Origin of the sequence: Kibdelosporangium banguiense (assembly GCF_017876405.1) — a bacterium.
Taxonomy (GTDB): domain Bacteria; phylum Actinomycetota; class Actinomycetes; order Mycobacteriales; family Pseudonocardiaceae; genus Kibdelosporangium; species Kibdelosporangium banguiense.
This window is the reverse complement of sequence record NZ_JAGINW010000001.1, coordinates 3,686,665-3,703,711: the sequence shown is the minus strand read 5'-3', so window position 1 is coordinate 3,703,711 and position 17,047 is coordinate 3,686,665. Positions and strand designations below refer to the sequence as shown.

General features: G+C 66.2%; 16 protein-coding genes. 3 read left to right on the top strand and 13 right to left on the bottom strand.

Annotated elements, in window-relative coordinates; all coding sequences use genetic code 11:
• Nucleotides 1-43: 43 nt before the first annotated feature.
• The 10 genes from JOF56_RS17570 to JOF56_RS17525 form a co-directional block, all read right to left on the bottom strand.
• Nucleotides 44-1,420 carry an acetyl-CoA carboxylase biotin carboxylase subunit gene (locus tag JOF56_RS17570; RefSeq protein WP_209639113.1) on the bottom strand — a complete coding sequence of 459 codons (1,377 nt, stop codon included), beginning with the start codon at nucleotides 1,418-1,420 and terminating at the stop codon, nucleotides 44-46.
• A 1-nt stretch (nucleotide 1,421) separates the two neighbouring features.
• Nucleotides 1,422-1,919, bottom strand: coding sequence for an acetyl-CoA carboxylase biotin carboxyl carrier protein (locus tag JOF56_RS17565; protein ID WP_209639111.1), 498 nt, complete (start codon nucleotides 1,917-1,919; stop codon nucleotides 1,422-1,424).
• A complete protein-coding gene (gene accA, locus JOF56_RS17560) occupies nucleotides 1,916-3,574 on the bottom strand; it encodes an acetyl-CoA carboxylase carboxyltransferase subunit alpha/beta (RefSeq protein ID WP_209639109.1) in 1,659 nt (552 codons plus the stop codon). The genes JOF56_RS17565 and accA overlap by 4 nt, the downstream gene beginning before the upstream one ends.
• Entirely contained in the window at nucleotides 3,571-3,744 is a 174-nt protein-coding gene (locus JOF56_RS17555) for a hypothetical protein (protein WP_209639108.1), read from the bottom strand. The genes accA and JOF56_RS17555 overlap by 4 nt, the downstream gene beginning before the upstream one ends.
• Nucleotides 3,741-4,211: an anthrone oxygenase family protein gene (locus tag JOF56_RS17550; RefSeq protein WP_209639106.1), complete on the bottom strand. Its 471-nt coding sequence runs from the start codon at nucleotides 4,209-4,211 to the stop codon at nucleotides 3,741-3,743. The genes JOF56_RS17555 and JOF56_RS17550 overlap by 4 nt, the downstream gene beginning before the upstream one ends.
• Nucleotides 4,208-4,666: an SRPBCC family protein gene (locus tag JOF56_RS17545; protein ID WP_209639104.1), complete on the bottom strand. Its 459-nt coding sequence runs from the start codon at nucleotides 4,664-4,666 to the stop codon at nucleotides 4,208-4,210. The genes JOF56_RS17550 and JOF56_RS17545 overlap by 4 nt, the downstream gene beginning before the upstream one ends.
• A 2-nt stretch (nucleotides 4,667-4,668) precedes the next feature.
• Nucleotides 4,669-4,923 carry an acyl carrier protein gene (locus JOF56_RS17540; RefSeq protein ID WP_209639102.1) on the bottom strand — a complete coding sequence of 85 codons (255 nt, stop codon included), beginning with the start codon at nucleotides 4,921-4,923 and terminating at the stop codon, nucleotides 4,669-4,671.
• A 106-nt stretch (nucleotides 4,924-5,029) separates the two neighbouring features.
• Nucleotides 5,030-6,220: a ketosynthase chain-length factor gene (locus JOF56_RS17535; protein ID WP_209639100.1), complete on the bottom strand. Its 1,191-nt coding sequence runs from the start codon at nucleotides 6,218-6,220 to the stop codon at nucleotides 5,030-5,032.
• Nucleotides 6,217-7,485 carry a beta-ketoacyl-[acyl-carrier-protein] synthase family protein gene (locus JOF56_RS17530; protein WP_209639098.1) on the bottom strand — a complete coding sequence of 423 codons (1,269 nt, stop codon included), beginning with the start codon at nucleotides 7,483-7,485 and terminating at the stop codon, nucleotides 6,217-6,219. The genes JOF56_RS17535 and JOF56_RS17530 overlap by 4 nt, the downstream gene beginning before the upstream one ends.
• The gene (locus tag JOF56_RS17525; RefSeq protein ID WP_209639096.1) at nucleotides 7,482-7,886 is read right to left on the bottom strand and encodes a cupin domain-containing protein; all 405 of its coding nucleotides are present in this window, start codon (nucleotides 7,884-7,886) and stop codon (nucleotides 7,482-7,484) included. The genes JOF56_RS17530 and JOF56_RS17525 overlap by 4 nt, the downstream gene beginning before the upstream one ends.
• Before the next feature lie 153 nt (nucleotides 7,887-8,039).
• Between JOF56_RS17525 and JOF56_RS17520 the strand changes: the two genes are divergently transcribed.
• Both JOF56_RS17520 and JOF56_RS57990 read left to right on the top strand, forming a co-directional pair.
• A complete protein-coding gene (locus tag JOF56_RS17520) occupies nucleotides 8,040-9,650 on the top strand; it encodes an FAD-dependent monooxygenase (RefSeq protein ID WP_209639094.1) in 1,611 nt (536 codons plus the stop codon).
• A gap of 8 nt (nucleotides 9,651-9,658) precedes the next feature.
• Nucleotides 9,659-10,849 carry a cytochrome P450 gene (locus JOF56_RS57990; RefSeq protein WP_307855141.1) on the top strand — a complete coding sequence of 397 codons (1,191 nt, stop codon included), beginning with the start codon at nucleotides 9,659-9,661 and terminating at the stop codon, nucleotides 10,847-10,849.
• Between the two features lie 28 nt (nucleotides 10,850-10,877).
• Here the strand turns inward: JOF56_RS57990 and JOF56_RS17510 are convergent, their stop codons facing one another.
• The 3 genes from JOF56_RS17510 to JOF56_RS17500 all read right to left on the bottom strand — a co-directional run bounded on the left by JOF56_RS17510 (nucleotide 10,878) and on the right by JOF56_RS17500 (nucleotide 15,018).
• Entirely contained in the window at nucleotides 10,878-12,881 is a 2,004-nt protein-coding gene (locus JOF56_RS17510) for a KedN5 family methylcobalamin-dependent radical SAM C-methyltransferase (RefSeq protein ID WP_209639090.1), read from the bottom strand.
• Nucleotides 12,882-12,964: 83 nt separating this feature from the next.
• Nucleotides 12,965-14,107, bottom strand: a complete 1,143-nt coding sequence (gene aepY, locus JOF56_RS17505; RefSeq protein WP_209639088.1) for a phosphonopyruvate decarboxylase — start codon at nucleotides 14,105-14,107, stop codon at nucleotides 12,965-12,967.
• Entirely contained in the window at nucleotides 14,104-15,018 is a 915-nt protein-coding gene (locus tag JOF56_RS17500) for an isocitrate lyase/phosphoenolpyruvate mutase family protein (protein ID WP_307855140.1), read from the bottom strand. Before JOF56_RS17500 ends, aepY begins: the two co-directional genes overlap by 4 nt.
• A 175-nt stretch (nucleotides 15,019-15,193) precedes the next feature.
• Here JOF56_RS17500 and asnB point away from each other — a divergent pair, with 175 nt between their 5' ends.
• Nucleotides 15,194-17,044 (top strand): asparagine synthase (glutamine-hydrolyzing), encoded by a 1,851-nt coding sequence (gene asnB, locus JOF56_RS17495; protein WP_209639086.1) that lies wholly within the window; start codon nucleotides 15,194-15,196, stop codon nucleotides 17,042-17,044.
• The last annotated feature ends 3 nt before the right edge of the window (nucleotides 17,045-17,047 follow it).

Here is a 17,047-nt window from a genome sequence, read left to right as displayed (position 1 = left end):
AGTACACGCGCGCAAACACAGCGCAGTCGTGTGGAACTAATCGTCAGGCGCCGGTCATCACCGGCGGCCGGTTGGACTGCCGCAAAATCTCGGGAATCAGCGCCGTTGTGTGCTCGCCACTTCGATAAGCGGGATGCGACAGTACTTCCAGGAGGAATTCCTTGGTCGTCCGCACGCCATTTCCGCCGACGTGGAATTCCGTGAGAGCCCGATTCATTCTGGCCAGCGCCTGGTCACGGTCGGCTCCCCACGTGACGACCTTGGCCAGCAACGAGTCGTACTCACGAGGCACGACGTAACCGGCGCACGCGTGCGTGTCGACCCGGACGAATCCTCCACCGGGCGGCGTGAAAGTGGTCAACGTCCCGGGGGCCGGCGCGAAGTTCAGCCGTGGATCCTCCGCGTTGAGCCGGCATTCGATTGCCACACCGCTTGCGCGCACATCTTCCTGCCTGACGCGCAGAGGGGCACCCGCGGCAATACTCAGTTGTTCGGCGACGAAGTCGATTCCGGTGATCATCTCGGTCACCGGATGTTCGACCTGAATGCGGCAGTTGATCTCCATGAAGTAAAAGCGGGAATCCTCGTCGACCAGGAATTCCAGCGTGCCCAGTCCGGTGTAACCGGTTCCGCGCGCCCCGTCGACAGCGGCTTGTGCCATCAGTGCCGGCAAACCGTCGGGCAGTGTGGGAGCGGGCGTTTCCTCGATGAGTTTCTGATGCCTGCGCTGAACGGAGCAGTCCCGCTCGGGAAAATGCACCACCGAGCCACTCTGGTCGGCCAGCACCTGCACTTCGATATGGCGGGCATTGTCGACATAGCGTTCCAGATACACCCGGCCGTCCCCGAAAACGGCGGCAGCCGTGGCGCGGGCATCGCGATATGCCTGGGTGAAGCCGGCGGCGTTGCGGATCACGCTCAACCCGCGCCCGCCGCCACCGGCGCACGCCTTGAGGATCACGGGAAACCCGATGGCATGGGCAAGATCTCGCGCATCGGTGCTGTCCACGGCGTTCTCGCTGCCGGGCAGCACCGGCAAGCCTGCCTCGGCCATCATCCGGCGAGCTCGCGCCTTGTCACCGAGCGCGGCGATGACCGACGCACGCGGACCCACGAAGACAAACCCCTCGGCCTCGCAGACCTCGGCGAAATCCGGGTCCTCGGAGAGGAAGCCGTACCCAGGGTGAATAGCGTCGACTCCGGTGAGCCGCGCGGCTTCGATGATCGCGGGTACGTTGAGGTAACTCTGTTTGACCGGTGGCGGCCCGATGTGCACGGCCTCGTCGGCGAACCTGACCACCGCCGAGTCCCGGTCCGCGGTCGAGTACACCGCGACCGTGCGCAGCCCCAGCTCCCGGCAGGTGCGGGCGACTCGCATGGCGATCTCGCCACGGTTGGCGATCAGGACGCTGCCGATCATCTCAGTCCGTCTCCTGACCGGTTTCGGCACTAGGCCGGATCATGACCAACGGCTGGTCGAACTCGACCCGCGTCGCGTCGGCCACCAGCACCTTGCACACGGTGCCGGCCACACTCGCGGTAAGCGGCGTCATCAGCTTCATCGACTCGATGATCCCGATCTGCTGGCCGACGCCGACGACATCGTCCTCGGCGACAAAAGGCTGGGCACCCGGCTGTGGTGCCCAGTAGAACGTGCCGACCATCGGCGCACGGATGTAGTCGACGTCCTCATCCAGAGGAGTCTCATCGGGGCTCTCCGGTTCCACCGGGACGGGCTGCGCGGTGCCGCCGGACGATGGCCATTCGATCTCGATGCGTGTCGTCCCGCTGCCGACCTCGATGCGCTGCGGGCGGACCGGCAGTTTGCCGAGCAACTCGATCGCGCCACCGACGACGGCTTCGATCGGATCCTTCTCGTAAGGCTCATCGCGCAACGGGACTCGTTCCCATTGGCTCATGACCGTGCTCCTTCCACGTAAGCCTGCGAACCGAAACCCGCGAACCGCCGTCTGCGGGTCCGGACCAGATCGTCCGGGGGTACGGTCGCGAGTTCGGCGAGGCATGTGGTGACCGCCGCCCGGACGGCATCGGCCACATCCGGGTGATTCACGTGCGCGCCGCCCGGCGGCTCCGGGATGACTCCGTCGACCACGCCGAAACGGAGCAGATCCGCCGGGACGAGCCTGAGCGCCGCGGCGGCTTGACCGGTCGCGGACGGCGTGCGCCACAGAATGCTCGCGCAGCCTTCCGGGGAAATGACCGAGTAGACGCCGTGTTCGAGGATGAACACGCGGTCGGCCACGCCCAGCGCGAGTGCACCGCCGCTGCCTCCCTCACCGGTGACCACCGCGACGATCGGGACACGCAGACTGCACATCAGCCGTAGATTGGCCGCGATCGCCAGCATCTGGCCCTGTGCCTCGGCTTCGACACCTGGATACGCCCCAGGGGTGTCGATCAGCGTCACCACCGGCAATCCCAGCTTCTGTGCCAGCAGCATGAGCCTGGCCGCCTTGCGGTAACCGGCAGGCGTGGCCATCCCGAAGTTGCGGCTGGTCAGTTCACTGGCGTCGTGGCCTTTCTGGTGCCCGATCAGCACGACCGCACCGCCCGCGAGTCTGCCGATCCCGGCCACAACGGCCGGGCAGTCCGCGGACATCCGGTCGCCGTGCAGTTCCTTGAAGCTGTCACACAGTTGGTACGCGTAGTCCAAAGTGGTCGGACGACCGGGATCGCGCGCGGCCCGCACGGGTCGCATCGGGTCCGCCTCGGCCAGCGCGGCCGGATCCGTGATCACCGGCGTCGGGTCCATGGCCACAACGGTTCCTGGCCGCCCCAAAGTGAGCAGCCGGGAAAGGACCGCCCGCAACCGGCGGCGTGGCACGACGTCGTCGATCAGGCCGTGTTCCAACAAGTACGGCGCACGCTGGAAACCTTCCGGCAAGCCCGTGCCCAGGGTCTGCTCGATGACTCTTGGCCCGGCGAATCCCATTCGCGCGCCAGGTTCAGCGAGGATGACGTCGGCCTGGGTGGCGAACGACGCCGCCACTCCGCCGAACGTGGGATCGGTGATGAGGCTGACGGTGAGCACACCGGCTTCGTCCAATGCCACCAACGCCTGGCTGGTACGCGCCATCTGCATCAACGCGAGCGCGCCCTCCTGCATCCGCGCGCCACCGGACGCGGTCACCATGAGCAGCGGAGTCCGCTCCGCGAGTGCGGTCTCGGCCGCCCTGACGACGAGATCGCCGACGCTGGTGCCCAAGCTGCCACCCAGAAACCGGAAGTCCATCACGACGACCACAACCGGATGGCCGCCGATCCGGCCACGCACTTGAATAGCCGCGTCGTTCAGACCAGTCGCTTCCCGCGCCTCGGCAAGCCGTTGCGGATAGGGCATTCGGTCGGCGAAACCAAGCGGGTCGCCGGCTGGTTGCGCATGGTCGATGTCACCCCAACCGGGATCGAGCAGTTGCTCCACCCGCTGGATCGCCGACAGTGGTGCGTGCACACCACATTCGTGGCAGACCCGCAGATCACGGGCGAACCGGTTGGAGTAGATGAGATGCCCGCATCCGGTGCAGCGCACCCAGACCGATCCGTTGCCGCTCACGTCGCCGAGTCCTCGTCAGCCCTTTGCGGGGGCGGGAGAACCACTGCGCACCACGCGGCGCCGAGGCTGATCAGTCCACCGAGGACGAATTCGCCGACGGTACGCAGGATCGGGCGGGGTTTGCTTTCCTGGTCACCGGCAACGCCGGGCATCGTGCCCTGCCCGGTCACGGCAGCAGCGCGACGACCGCGACGTTGGCCGCGAAGGCGACCAGGCCGCACACCGTCCGGCCGAGGTTCCACGCTGCCCATTCCCGACGCGGATCCGTCTGCTCCCAGTCAGGCGGCAGGTTGTGCGGATCCAGTCTCATCACCCGGCGCTTGAGCGGGACGTTGCGGAACTTCGAGATGACGATCACCCCGAGCGCGGTGGCGGCACCCACCACGAAGAGCGACTTGGTCAGTGCGTTCGGTGCGGCCACGGCGAGCACCACGTCGGCGACCAGCGTCGCGGTCACCAGCAACGGCTGCAGGCCGTCGAACCGGCTACCCCAGAACTGGTGTGTTTCGACATATCGTTCCGCGGGCAGGCTGAGCAACAGCGGCACACCGCCGATCACCGACCACAGCAGCACGCCCGCGGCGACGCCACTCATCAACAGGGTGACCGACAACAGGATCGGGAGCAGGTCGCTCACTGGTGCCTCCCCGCAGCCGCCTCGACCTGCTGCTTGATCCGTGCCATCTGGATCGGGGTGTTGCGGTCGATCCGCGCGGCCATGGTCTTCTCGTCCACCGGCGCGTCCGGCTTCATCGCGAACTCCTGGAACCACCGCATCTCGATGCCATCGCCGGTTTCCTCGTACTCCCAACGGATTTCCATGTACTGGAAGATCCCGGTCTCCACACGTCGTGCGTTGACTGTCCGCGTGACCGGGTCAGCGACGCGTTCGGACACCCAGCTCCACTGTTTGCCGTTCTCGTCGGGGTGCATGGTCAGCCGGAACCGGACCTTGTTCGCCGAGGTCTCCAGCACCTCAGCGGCGGAGTACTCGCTGAACAGGTGCGGCCAGGACGCGACGTCGTTGGTCATGCTCCAGACCAGGTCCATCGGGGCGTTGACGACGACGCTGTTCTGCGTGCGGGCGGCCATGGTCAGGCCACCCCCGTGAGTCTGCGGTTGAGGTAGCCGATGGCGGCGCGTGGTGTCGGGAACTCACTGATCACGTCGGACACCTCGACGCCGAACTCGGTCTCGATCCTGACCGCGAGGTGCAGCAGGGCGAGTGAGTCGTATCCCAGTTCGATGAACCCGGTGTCCATGATGTCGCCGCGCAGGACTGCGGGATCGTCCAGTCCCCCCAGGTCAAGCAGGATTCTCCGTAGGTCGTCGAGCGTGCACTCTCGCATCTGTCTCTCCCGAATCGCTGTTCCCCCAACTCGTCGGCCGTCAGCCGATGAGAAAGATCCTGACAACCGGCATTCGGTCCTCGTTCGAGAACCGTTGGGGCACTGTTCAGCTGGTCGCCACCACCGTGGCGGCGTTGAATCCGCCATATCCGCGAGCAAGCACCAGCGCCGTGTCCAATGCGGTCTTGCGAGGCGAACCGACCAGGTCAAGACGATCGTGATACGCGGGATGGCGAATGCCGACAGTCGGCGGGATGACCTGGTGGCGCAGCGCCAGCAATGCCGTGGCCAGATCGAGGGCCGCGCCACCCGCGTACAGCCGGCCGGTCATCGTCTTCGGCGCCGTCACGGGGACTCCGGACGGGCCGAAAACCTCGCTCAGCGCCTCGATCTCGGCCCGGTCAGCGTCAACAGTGCCGTGTGCGTCGGCGAACACGGCGTCAACGTCGTCAGGGCCGATGCCCGCGTCGTCCAACGCGAGTTCCACGCATCGGCGGAGATTGCGTGGCCGTCCGCTGCACGGGGGCGGGTCGAACGTCGCCGCGTAACCCGCTATCACGCCGTATCCGGGTCCATGGGCCTGCCCGGGATCCTGGATGATCATCATCGCGCCGCCTTCACCAGGGAGGTAACCGCGAGCGCGGCGGTCGAACGGCACGTACGCACCAGCTCTGCTGAGCTGCCCGTTGGCCGTCTGCGCGACAAGGCCGTACGGGCACAAGGACGCGTCCGTACCGCCGGCGACCACCATCGGAGTACCGCGGCCGATGACCCGCCGAGCTTCGGCGACGGCGTCGAGCCCGCCTGCCTGTTCGGTCGCGATCACTCGGCAAGGACCACGCATTCCGTGCAGGATCGACACCTGCCCGGTCGTCGCCGCGTAGAACCACGCGATGGACTGATACGCGCCGACCGCACGGGGGCCGGTGTTCCACAGCCGTTCGATCTCGCGCTGGCCGAATTCGGTGCCACCAGAGGAACTCGCGGTCACCACTGCCATGTCGTACTCGTCGAACGCGGCGGGATCAGTCCCAGCGTCGGCGAGCGCCATCGCGGTTGCGGCCAGGCCGAAATGCGTCCACCGGTCGGTCTGGACCACGATCCGGCCCGGCACGTGGTCCTCGGCGACGAACCCGTCGATCTCACCGCCGAACTGCACCGGATAGCGGTCCGCGTCGACCCGCGTAAGCCTTCGGATTCCGCTTCGAGAAGCCAGAATCGCGTCCCAGTACGCCGCGGTGCCGATGCCGTTCGGTGCCACGATCCCGATCCCGGTCACCACCGGCCGGATGGTCATGGCAGCCGTCCTGGCCGCGTGAGGACCATCGCGCTCTGGAATCCGCCGAAGCCACTGGCGACGCTCAGCACCACGTCGGTCTTCTGTTCGCGTGCGGTGAGCGGCACGTAGTCCAGATCGCACTCCGGGTCGGGGGTGTGCAGGTTGGCGGTCGGTGGCACCAGTCCCCGGTCGATGGTCAACGCGCAGGCCGCCGTCTCGATGGCGCCGATCGACCCCAGCGAGTGCCCGATCATCGACTTGATCGAGCTCATCGGCACCCGGCGGGCGTGCTCGCCGAGGCTCGTCTTGACGGCCGAGGTCTCATGCCGATCGTTCTGTTTGGTGCCTGAGCCGTGCGCGTTGACGTAGCCGATGTCCTGCGGCGCAATGCACGCTTCCGCCATCGCGTGCCGGATCGCCTCTGCCATCTCGCGTCCGTCAGGGCGTAGGCCGGTCATGTGGTACGCGTTGCTACGGGTGGCAAACCCGGCCACAGTGGCGTAAACCCGCATTCCGTCGCGGCGAGCGCGTTCTTCTTCTGCAAGCACGAACACCGCCGATCCCTCGCCGAGTACGAAGCCGTCTCGGTGCAGATCGAACGGGCGTGACGCGTGCTCGGGATCCGCATTGTTCGGTGACGTCGCCCTGATGGCGTCGAAACAGGCCACCGTGATCGGCGAAATAGGTGCGTCGGTGGCACCCGCTATGACCACGTCCGCGCTGCCCTGCTCGATCAGCCGCACACCGTGACCTATGGCATCCACGCCGGACGTGCAGCCTGTGGAGATGAGCGCCACAGGCCCTTCGGCACCACACGACCAGGCAACCTCGCAGGCCAATGTGCTAGGCACCATGTAGTCGTAGAGATGCGGCACGGCATAGGCGGGGTCCACTTCCCATTGCCTGCCACGATCGCTCAGCACCACGTACTCGTCTTCCAACCGCATGGTGCACCCGACCGCGCTGCCGATACTCACACCGATCCGATGTGGTGAGATCCCGTCAAGAGCGTTACCCGCGTCCGCGACGGCTTCACGTGCACTGAGGACCGCGAGTTGCGCGGCCCGGTCCATGCGGCGGATCTCCCGTACGCCAAGGCCGAGTTCGGCCGCGTCGAAGTCGCACTCGGCGGCCACACGCGAGCGGAACCCGGAAGCGTCGAACAACGAGATCGTGCGGGTCGCGGTCTTGCCCGAGGTGATCAGGTCCCAGAACGCCTCCCGGCCGGTGCCGCCGGGTGCCATCACACCGATGCCGACGATTGCCGCGCGACGCCTGCTCAAGCCTGTTCTCCCGCACCGGGAAGCGGCTCGGTGTCCACGTGCCCGAGTTCCGGGCGAGGCGCGAGCGGGCACAGGTGGAAGGTCAGCTCGGCCTCTTCGGTGCCCGGGTTCTCCAGCCGGTGCTTGATCCCCTTGGGCACCAGCACAGCTTTGCGCGGGGCGAGCGGGATCGGGTGACCGTCCACTTTCAAAACCGGGTTGCCGCGAATGACATAGATGTACTCCTCGGAGTACGGGTGGTAGTGCTCGCTGACGAACTCACCGGGCGCCAGCAGCACGACACCCATCAGGCCGGTGGTGGAGTTCCCGCTTTTCGGGCTGAGCAGGATATGGATCTCCCCGCCCCGTTTGGTGTTCGTGATCGCGTCCTCGAAGGCGATCGCCTCGGTCGTGGTGGACATGGTCATCCCCTTGGCTCAGGTCGATTCCAGCCAGCCTCGCGACTGTCGTTCGAACTCCGTTGGGGATCCGTTCGGGTGCCCGCTCGAACGCAAGCCCATCGGGACCCGAACCCCTGCTGGTGCAATCCGGGCGAGACGAACAGGAGCGACGAGATGACCTCAGAGGCGTTCGACGTGGTGATCGCGGGCGGTGGGCTCGCCGGTCTGTCGGCGAGTGCTTTCCTTGCCACGCACGGTGTGTCGAGTCTGCTGGTGGAGAAACACCGCGGCCTGTCGATCCATCCGCGAGCACGTGGGCTCAATCCGCGTGCCATGGAGTTGCTGCGGTCACTGCGACTGGACCGCCAGCTGATGGCGGCGGCCGCAGGATTCGCCGGATTCGTGACGCGAGCGCAGGTGGAATCCCTTGCGGGCAGGGAACTCAACAGTGTCACGTTGCCGACTCCTGCGCGGTTGCGCGATATCAGCCCGGCGCAATGGTGCCTGTGCAGTCAGGATCGGGCGGAACCGTTCCTGCGTGCCAAGGCGGAATCACTCGGCGCCAGTATGCGTTTCGGCGTCGAGCTCATGGACTTCGAGCAGGACTCGGACGGTGTCGTGGCCCGGATCCGCGACCGGGACAGCGGCGCCGAACAGCCGGTGCACGCCCGCTACCTCATCGCCGCCGATGGTGCACGGGGAACCATCCGTGAACGGCTGGGCATCGGACTGACCGGGCCGGGCGTGCTCGCACACCAGATGAGCATCCTGTTCCGGGCTGATCTCCGGCCATACCTGCGTGATCGTCGATTCGCGGTGTGTCAGATCCAGAACCAGGACGTACGCGGCATTCTCGCGCACGACGACACACTCCAAGTCGGTACTCTGATCGTTCGCTTCCAGCCGGAAGCAGGGCAACAGCCTGCGGACTTCACCGACGAACGATGCCAGTCGTTGATCCGCGCCGCGGTCGGTGATCCGGATCTGCACACCGAGTTGCTGGCCGTGCTGCCGTGGGAGATGGCTGCCACGTCGGCGGATCGCTACCTCGACGGCCGCGTTCTGCTGATCGGCGACGCCGCGCACGTATTGCCGCCGGCCGGTGGATTCGGTGCCAGTGCGGGGATGCAGGACGCGCACAACTTGGCATGGAAGATCGCGTCAGTACTGCGCGGCACGGCCGGCCCCAGCTTGCTGACCACCTACGACACTGAACGCAGACCAATCGGCGAGTTGACCATGCGGCAGAGTCACCTGCGGATCGCCAGCGGCACGGGAGTGACTGTACGAGCAGCACCTGCCGAGCTCCTCGACGAGCTCACGCTGACGTTCGGCTATGGCTACCGTTCGCCCGCGATCTGCCTCGAGGACGATTCCGACCCCAGCGCGCCGGTGGATCCACGCACCCTCAGCGGAATCCCAGGAACCCGTGCGCCGCATCTCGAATTGAACGACGGCGTCGACCAGATGTCCACACTGGACCTGTTCGGTCCCGGACTTGTCCTGCTGACAGGCAAGGACGGCGAGCAGTGGCTGCACACGGCAGCGGCGGTGACGCGCCGCCTCGGCGTCCCCATCGATGTTCACCTGATCGGCCGTGAACTCACCGATGTGACAGGCGCTTGGGACCAGGCGTACGGAGTCGGTGGCGACGGAGCGGTGCTTGTCCGGCCGGACGGATTCGTCGCGTGGCGGACTGCGCAACCTGGCGCCGGACGCAGCGCGGAAGTCGCGTTGGCCGGCGCGATCAACCACGTGCTGTGCCGAGGACAGGAGACCACATGACGTCAGACGTGAGCATACTCAGATTTCCCTTCCCCTCCGCCTATCCCGGTGAACCCGCGCCGGAGTTCGCACGGCTGCGTGAGACAGAGCCCGTCGTACGCGTGCTCTTGCCGACTGGCGACACCGCTTGGCTGGTCACCGGCTACGAGGACAACCGGACGGTACTCAGCGACCCCCGATTCAGCAGGGCCGCCACAACCGTGCCTGGTGCACCACGCCTGCAACCCATTCCGCCCGACCCGACAGCACTGTTCAGCATGGATCCACCCGCACACACCCGAGTACGCAGGCTCGCATCGCGCGGCTTCACCCCGGGCCGCGTCGCGGCATTGCGCCCGACGACAGAACGAGAAACAGATCAGCTGATCGACGAGCTGCTCGAAACAGGTCCGCCCGCGGATCTCGTCGCCGGGTTCGCCCGGCGCCTGCCGATCGCGGTGATCTGCGAACTACTCGGCGCTCCCGCGGCCGACCGCACTCAGATCGCGGGCTGGGTGGATGTCCTGTTGAGCCTGACCGCGTTCGCACCAGCGGAGATCCGCGCTGCGCGGATGGCTCTCAAGCAGTACATCGCGCAACTGGTGGCCACCAAGCGCCGCTCTCCCGGCGACGACCTGATCAGCGAGTTGATCAAGGTACGGGACGAGCAGAACGACCGGCTGAGCGAAGACGAGCTGATCATGCTCGGATGCACCGTGCTCACCGGTGGTTTCCTCACCACAGCGAGCCAGATCGCGTTGTCCTGGCTGTGCCTGCTGCGGCATCCCGCCGAACTGGCCAGGCTGCGGCGGGAACCGGACCTGCTCGACGGCGTGGTGACGGAACTGCTCAGGTACAACGCGTTGACCACCGGTGGCGGCCTGATCCGGATCGCGCTGGAGGATGTCCGGCTCAGCACGGCGACCATCGCCGCGGGCGAGGCCGTCCTGCCAGCGATCGCGGCGGCCAACAGGGATCCACGTGTCTTCGCCGACCCCGATCGTTTCGACCCGGCACGGACCGACAACCGGCACCTGACCTTCGGTCTCGGTGTGCACTACTGCCTCGGGGCGCAGCTGGCCAAGATGGAGCTGGAAGTCGCGGTGAACGCGATCGCCCGGCGGATGCCCGGACTGCGACCGGCCACCGATGTCACACTGCTCGGCGTCCAATCAGGACACCTCGTACGTGGATTGCCGGAACTACCAGTGAGCTGGTGACCGCGGAAGCCGCGGTCACCAGCAGTGGTCACGAACAGCCGCCGTGCTCCGCGAGCAGGGCGGCTACCGCGTCGTCCGCGGCATCCAGGCCGTCGCTCACATTCGTGGCGGCTTCCCGCGCTTGCGCTTCGGTCATCCCGATGTAGTGCACGACCACCTCGTGGTTGGTCGACGGGATCACGTTCTGCGCACCGGTCCGGTAGTAGAGATCAACCGTGATTCCCGTACCGCTCAGATCGGGTTGCGTGCCGGAGCGCAGAGCCGTGACGATGGCAGGCACATCATGGGCGAGTTCGACGTTCGCCCGGACGAAGAACTCCTCACCCGCGAGTTCGAGGACCGGCAAGGGCTCCATGTGCTCAGCAGCCTTGGGGTGCTGGTACACCGGCAGCGTCAGCAGGTCGTACCGGAAGATCTCGGCAAGCACCGGCGCGTTCTGCTGACTCAGCAACGGCTCGATGGCCTCGGTCCACCATCTTCGCAGCATGCGTTTCGCGGCCGGGTCACCGAACAGGTAGCTCACCGCTTCGCCGTACGCGACATCGCTGTTGGCCTCGATGGCATCGGCCAGCAGCCGACGCAACGGGATCGCTGCCGGATCGTCGGTTTCATTGATCCAGTCACCCAACGCACGCAGCACAGTGGACTGTGTCGTGCCGCCGAGCTCGCGAATCCCGACCCAGATATTGCGCAGCACGGCGTTCTCGGCGACCACCCGGGCCCAGAAGAGGAAGATCTTCATGTAGTCGTTGTCCGCGAATGACACCGTGTCGTGCGCGAGGATGTATTCGAAGTCGTCGGTGTCGCCGCGGACCGAGATGATGCCGTACTCGGACTTCTGCTCCGCGTACTTCGTGTTGGGCAGCAGGTGCAACGGATAGACAGCGATCCGGGACACATGCCGTGACAGCCGGTCGTAACCTTCCATGAAGGTCTTGATCGTCTCGCCTGGCGCGCCCCAGATCAGCTCGGCGTAGGAGTCGAGTCCTTCCTTGTCGAGCCATTCGGCGAGGTCTTCCCAGTCGTTGACCTTCATGTTGCGCCGGTTCATCTGTTTGAGCGTGTTGTCGTCCAGCGTCTGCAAGGCGAGGGTGAACGAACTGCGCAGCCCCGCCTGCTTCATCGTGCGGACGATCTCGTAGAACACTTTGGACTTGTTCTTCGCCCACGAGGTCTCCAACGCCCGTGGGAATCCGAACGCCTGGCGTACTTCCAGGAGGTCCGCCACGAACTCGGCGTCGGTCGGCAGCATGCCGAAGTTGGCGTCGCACAGCACAATCGTGTGGACTTTCAGTTTGGCGAAGAGCTCCAGCTCGGCACGCAGGCGCTCCCTGGAGAAGGCGCGCACCCGCTGCCCGACCGCCCCGCCCCAGTAGCAGAAGGAACACTTGTAGGGACAGCCACGGTTGGTTTCCATGAGCGCCACGTCGTACCGGAACTGGCCGCCGTCGTCGAGAAGTTCGATCGCTCCGGTCAATGTCGGTGACGGGATGACGTCCAGGTCCTCCAGACGTGTCCGTTCGGCGGTGGTCACCACCTCACCCGCACTGTTGACGAAGGAAATTCCCTCGATCCCGCCCAACTGCGAGCTGGGTGTTCCGGCCAGGTGGGCCTTGAGCAGCTCGACGAAGACCTCTTCCCCTTCACCGTTGACGATCACGTCGACTTCCGGGTAGAGCCGGAAGGTGCGTTCTGCCTGGTTGGCGACGTGCGTACCGCCGAAGATGACCAGGCCGTGCGGGTTCATCTGCTTGAAGGTCTCGGCCAGCGCACCGAACTCCCGGAAGTTCCAGCCGAAGACCGAGAAGGCCATCACGTCGGGCGGGCCCTCGGCGAAGACGTCGTTGGCCATCTTGAACAGGGTCACCCCACCGCGGAAGTTGCGGATCCGCACGTCCACCCGGGTGCGCAGGTAGTCGTCGGCGAGTGCCATGGCCTTGAGATAACCGGAAGCCAGCGGCATCGACTCCATGGGCATGTCCCACACGCCCTGCTGGAGTATCTGGACGGACAGTTTGTCCTCTGTGGTCATTGGCCATCTCCCTGACCTCGGCGGAGTGGCTTCACCCCTGAAACCGTTGTATGGATGAACAAGAAAGGCCCGCCCGGCTGTGCTCAACTGGGCGAGACGAAGTCACGAAACCGGCGGGCGACCTCCGACGGATGCACTGTCGGACGGCCGGTACGCCGGGGCGAGCCCGGACGGATCGCGAGGTGGATGAAGCACGGACCGTCGTTGGCCAACGCCAGACGAATGGCGTCGGCCAACTCGCCGACGTCGGCACATCGATAGACCCGCCGATAGCCACAAGCCTGCGCCACCGCAGGAAGATCGATCTGTCCGGACAACGTCCGCTGGCCACCGGTCGAGTCGTGCACGCCGTTGTCGAGCACGACGTGCACCAGGTTGCCGGGCTGCGCCGCGCCGACAGTCGCAAGCGCGCCAAGACGCATCAACGCGGCACCATCGCCGTCGATGACAACGACCGGTCTCGGAGTGTGCAGGGCCACTCCGAGACCGACCACACCGGCCGACCCCATGGCTCCGACGAGGTAGAAGTGCTGCGGTCGATCGGCCAGCTCGAAGAGTTCCCGGCTGGTCATCCCGGTGGTGGAGACGATCGCGGCCTTCTCTGGCACCGTTTCGAGCAAGCACGTCAGCGCGTCCGTCCGCGAGGGCCAGCCGTTCGGTCCTCCGGCGCGCGTCACCCATGCGGCCGGATCCGGCGGTGGTGGTGACGCTTCAGTCAGTTTCTGCTGAGTCATCGTCCCTTCGGAGACAATGAAGGCATGGGGCAGTTCGGATCGCGCCAGCCGTTGCCATCCGTCTTCCAGGACGGCGTCCAGTTCGGCTGCCTCGGCCGGAATCCGGCTCCAGCCCACCTGCATCTTCTCGAGCAGGTGCGTGGTGATCTCCCCCATCAGTGTGTGCTGCGGCTCATCGCGCCGGCCGGGCTCACCGCGCCACGTGACGATCAGTGGAATCGGTATGCGATGCGGGAAAGCAAGTGACGTGAGCGGGTTGACCATGTTGCCAAGGCCGGAGTTCTGCGACAGCACACATGCCGTACTGCCGGCCAGCCAGCATCCCGCAGCGATCGCGAGCGCCTCGCCTTCCTGGGTGACCCGCACGTACCCCACATCCGGATCACCGGCCACATGGTTGAAAAGCGGGATGAGATAAGAGCACGGCACCCCGGTCACCGTCGCCACACCTCGGTTGCGCAGGCCGGTGACCAGCTCGGCGGAATCGATCACAGCGGGTTCCGGTGTTCGTACGAGCCGTAGAGCTGCTCATCGCGTTCCAGTGCGTCGTAGTCGAGCAACGAGAAGACCTCTGGCAGGGAACTGATCGACGAGTCGATGCCGGCCGGCCCGTCGTGCAGTGCCGCGCACACCCGTTTGACGGCCGCCACCGCGGCGCGCATCGCCTGGTTCGCCCAGATCACACCGGAAATGCCAAGCCGCTCGAACTCGGCGATCGGAGTGCGGTGGTACGTGGTCGGCGCGATGATCAACGGCAGCTTGTCGTTCCAGCCAAGGGTGAACTCCGCGATCTGGGCGACGGTCGGCATTCGCGAGTGGATGAAGATGGCATCGGCCCCAGCCGCACGGTAGGCCTCGGCCCGTTCGAGCGCGACGCCCATGCCGGCACCCGCGATGAGCGCCTCCACCCTCGCCACGAGCACGAAGCTGGAATCGCGGACCGCGTCCTTGCAGGCGGCGATCTTGCCGCAGAACTCGGGAATCGGAGCCAGCGCGTGGCCGTCGCCGACGAACGAGTTCATCTTGGGGAAGACCTTGTCCTCGATGCACACGCCTGCGGCGCCCGCTCGTTCGGCGCGCATGGCGAACCTGCGCGCCGTGTTGAAGTTGCCGTACCCGGTGTCCCCGTCGACCAGGATCGGCAGATTGGTCGCCTCGACCATCCGGGCCGTGATGTCGAGCAGTTCGGTCCATGATGCTTCGTCACAGTCACGCAGGCCCAACGCCGTCGACATACCGAGTCCGGATGCCCACAGCGCCGGATAGCCGCAGTCGGCCGCTATCCGCGCGCTCAGTGCGTCGTGAACCCCCAGAAACGTCGACACGCCAGGGGATTCCAGGATCCGCAGCAGCCTGGATCCCGGACTGTGAGTGACCTTGTTGGACAGTTCGTCAACGGTCACGTTTCCTCCCTGAAGTCGCTGACAGCGCACCAGTCTGCGAGCGCACCATCGAGTTTCGATCCAGGCTGAACCTTTGCCGCGTCGGACGAAGTTTTCTCGACCACCGCTCGAACCGGCGGCCCGACGATCAGGCGATGTTCGCACCATTCCGTGGAACACGAGGGAGGCCGACCGCATGGGCGGCATGGCTGGATGGGTCGATTACACAAGGGATCTCAGGGCAGACCGCGACATCGTGGCGACGATGGCGGGCACGGTCGCCTGGCGTGGTCCCGACGCCTCAGGGCTCTGGGCGTCACCGCGGGCGGTGATCTGCCATCACCGGCTCGCGATCATCGACCGCGCCGCCGGAAATCAGCCCATGGTGGCTGAGGAGAACGGCACACCACTGGCCGTTCTCAGCTACGACGGCGAGGTCTACAACTACCGTCAGCTCAGGGACCAGTTGTCCACGCTCGGCCACAAGTTCCGCACCGAGGGTGACACCGAGGTGGTCCTGCGGGCGTACCTGCAGTGGGGCGAGTCCTGTGTGGACCACCTGGACGGCGTGTTCGCGTTCGCCGTGTGGGATGCCCGCACCGAGGAGCTGCTGCTGGTCGGGGACCGGCTCGGGCTGCGGTCGATCTACTACCAGGTGACGCCCTCCGGGGTCCTTTTCGGATCCGAGCCGAAGGCGATTCTGGCGCATCCCTTGGTGGACACCGTGGTCGACGAGGACGGGCTGCGCGACGCGCTGTCGTTCACCGTGGTACCCGGCCAAGCGGTCTACCGCGACATGCGACGAGTCGAGCAAGGGCAATTGGTCCGGATCTCCCGGTCGGGCCGGACTGCCCGCCGTTATTGGGAACTGGTCGCGGCACCGCACACCGACGACACCGCGACAACCGTCGCCACCTGGCGGGAGTTGCTGGAACACGCGGTGGCTGAGCGGCTCGTCGGTGAAGTGGACCATGGCGTGCTGCTGTCCGGTGGCGTGGATTCCAGCGCGATCGTGGCATTGGCAACCCGCGTGCTGAAGGAGCGCGGCGGTCCGCCGTTGCGCACGTTCACCCTCGACTTCACCGGCCCACTAGGCGGCCCCGCGCTGCTGCAGAAGTCGCGTGACCTGCCGTACGCAGCCGAGATCGCGGCGCACTTCGGCACCGAGCACACCGAGATCGTGCTGGACGCCGCCCAGCTGAGGGACGCGGTGCTCGAAGGATCCATGCTGTCGGCCCAGCAGGACCGTCCGACACCGACCGCAGACTTCGCGGTGGCCCTGCGTTACCTCTGCCGCACTGTCGGTTTCACCACGCCCGCCATCCTCAGCGGGCAACAGGCCGGCCTGATGTTCGGCGGCGCGCTCGGGATGAGCGACCCGGCCAGCACCGATTCGGGCACGATGCCGTGGATCGCCTTCACCCAGGGCCGGACCCACAAGTCCGGAATCGGCACCGGCCTGCTTGATCCGGGCCTGCTCGACCGGCTCGACCTGCCCGGCTACTGTCAGCACCGCTACCGGGAGACCGTCAGCACGGTGCCCGTTCTCGACGGCGAGTCCGAAGCCGCTCGCAAGAGAAGGGAAATGCGGTACCTGAGCCTGGCCGGCTGGCACGAGTACGTGACGATCTTCGACACCGCGCTCACCCAGACCGCAGGCGTGATGACCCGGTGGCCGTACTGCACGCCGCAGATGATCCAGTACTGCTTCAACATTCCCGGCGATCTGCGCGACGACGAGGGAAACCCGCTGGAAGTCGCGACCGCCGCACTGGTGGACGTCCTGCCGGACAGGATCCGCAACCGGTCGGCGAGCCCGTTCCCGATCGGCGTTGATCCGGGCAGTGTACCCGTACTTCGCGAGAGGCTGTCGTCCATAGTAGACGATCCAGGCAGCCCGGTGCTCGACCTGATCGATCTGGACGCCGTCAAGCGGATGCTCGCCGGGGCGTCCACGCCCGCCACCGCGTGGCGCGACCGCACCGACATCCAGATGGTGCTGCAGATCAACGACTGGCTGACCCAACGCCGCATCCGGCTCGTCTGAGCC

Excerpts from the sequence above, each read along its gene's own strand:
- JOF56_RS17540 (WP_209639102.1), bottom strand. The coding sequence starts at position 4,923 with ATGCGAGAGTGCACGCTCGACGACCTACGGAGAATCCTGCTTGACCTG.
- JOF56_RS17545 (WP_209639104.1), bottom strand. The coding sequence starts at position 4,666 with ATGGCCGCCCGCACGCAGAACAGCGTCGTCGTCAACGCCCCGATGGAC.
- asnB (WP_209639086.1), top strand. The coding sequence starts at position 15,194 with ATGGGCGGCATGGCTGGATGGGTCGATTACACAAGGGATCTCAGGGCA.
- JOF56_RS17525 (WP_209639096.1), bottom strand. The coding sequence starts at position 7,886 with ATGTCCACCACGACCGAGGCGATCGCCTTCGAGGACGCGATCACGAAC.
- JOF56_RS17570 (WP_209639113.1), bottom strand. The coding sequence starts at position 1,420 with ATGATCGGCAGCGTCCTGATCGCCAACCGTGGCGAGATCGCCATGCGA.
- JOF56_RS17535 (WP_209639100.1), bottom strand. The coding sequence starts at position 6,220 with ATGACCATCCGGCCGGTGGTGACCGGGATCGGGATCGTGGCACCGAAC.
- JOF56_RS17510 (WP_209639090.1), bottom strand. The coding sequence starts at position 12,881 with ATGACCACAGAGGACAAACTGTCCGTCCAGATACTCCAGCAGGGCGTG.
- JOF56_RS17565 (WP_209639111.1), bottom strand. The coding sequence starts at position 1,919 with ATGAGCCAATGGGAACGAGTCCCGTTGCGCGATGAGCCTTACGAGAAG.
- JOF56_RS17520 (WP_209639094.1), top strand. The coding sequence starts at position 8,040 with ATGACCTCAGAGGCGTTCGACGTGGTGATCGCGGGCGGTGGGCTCGCC.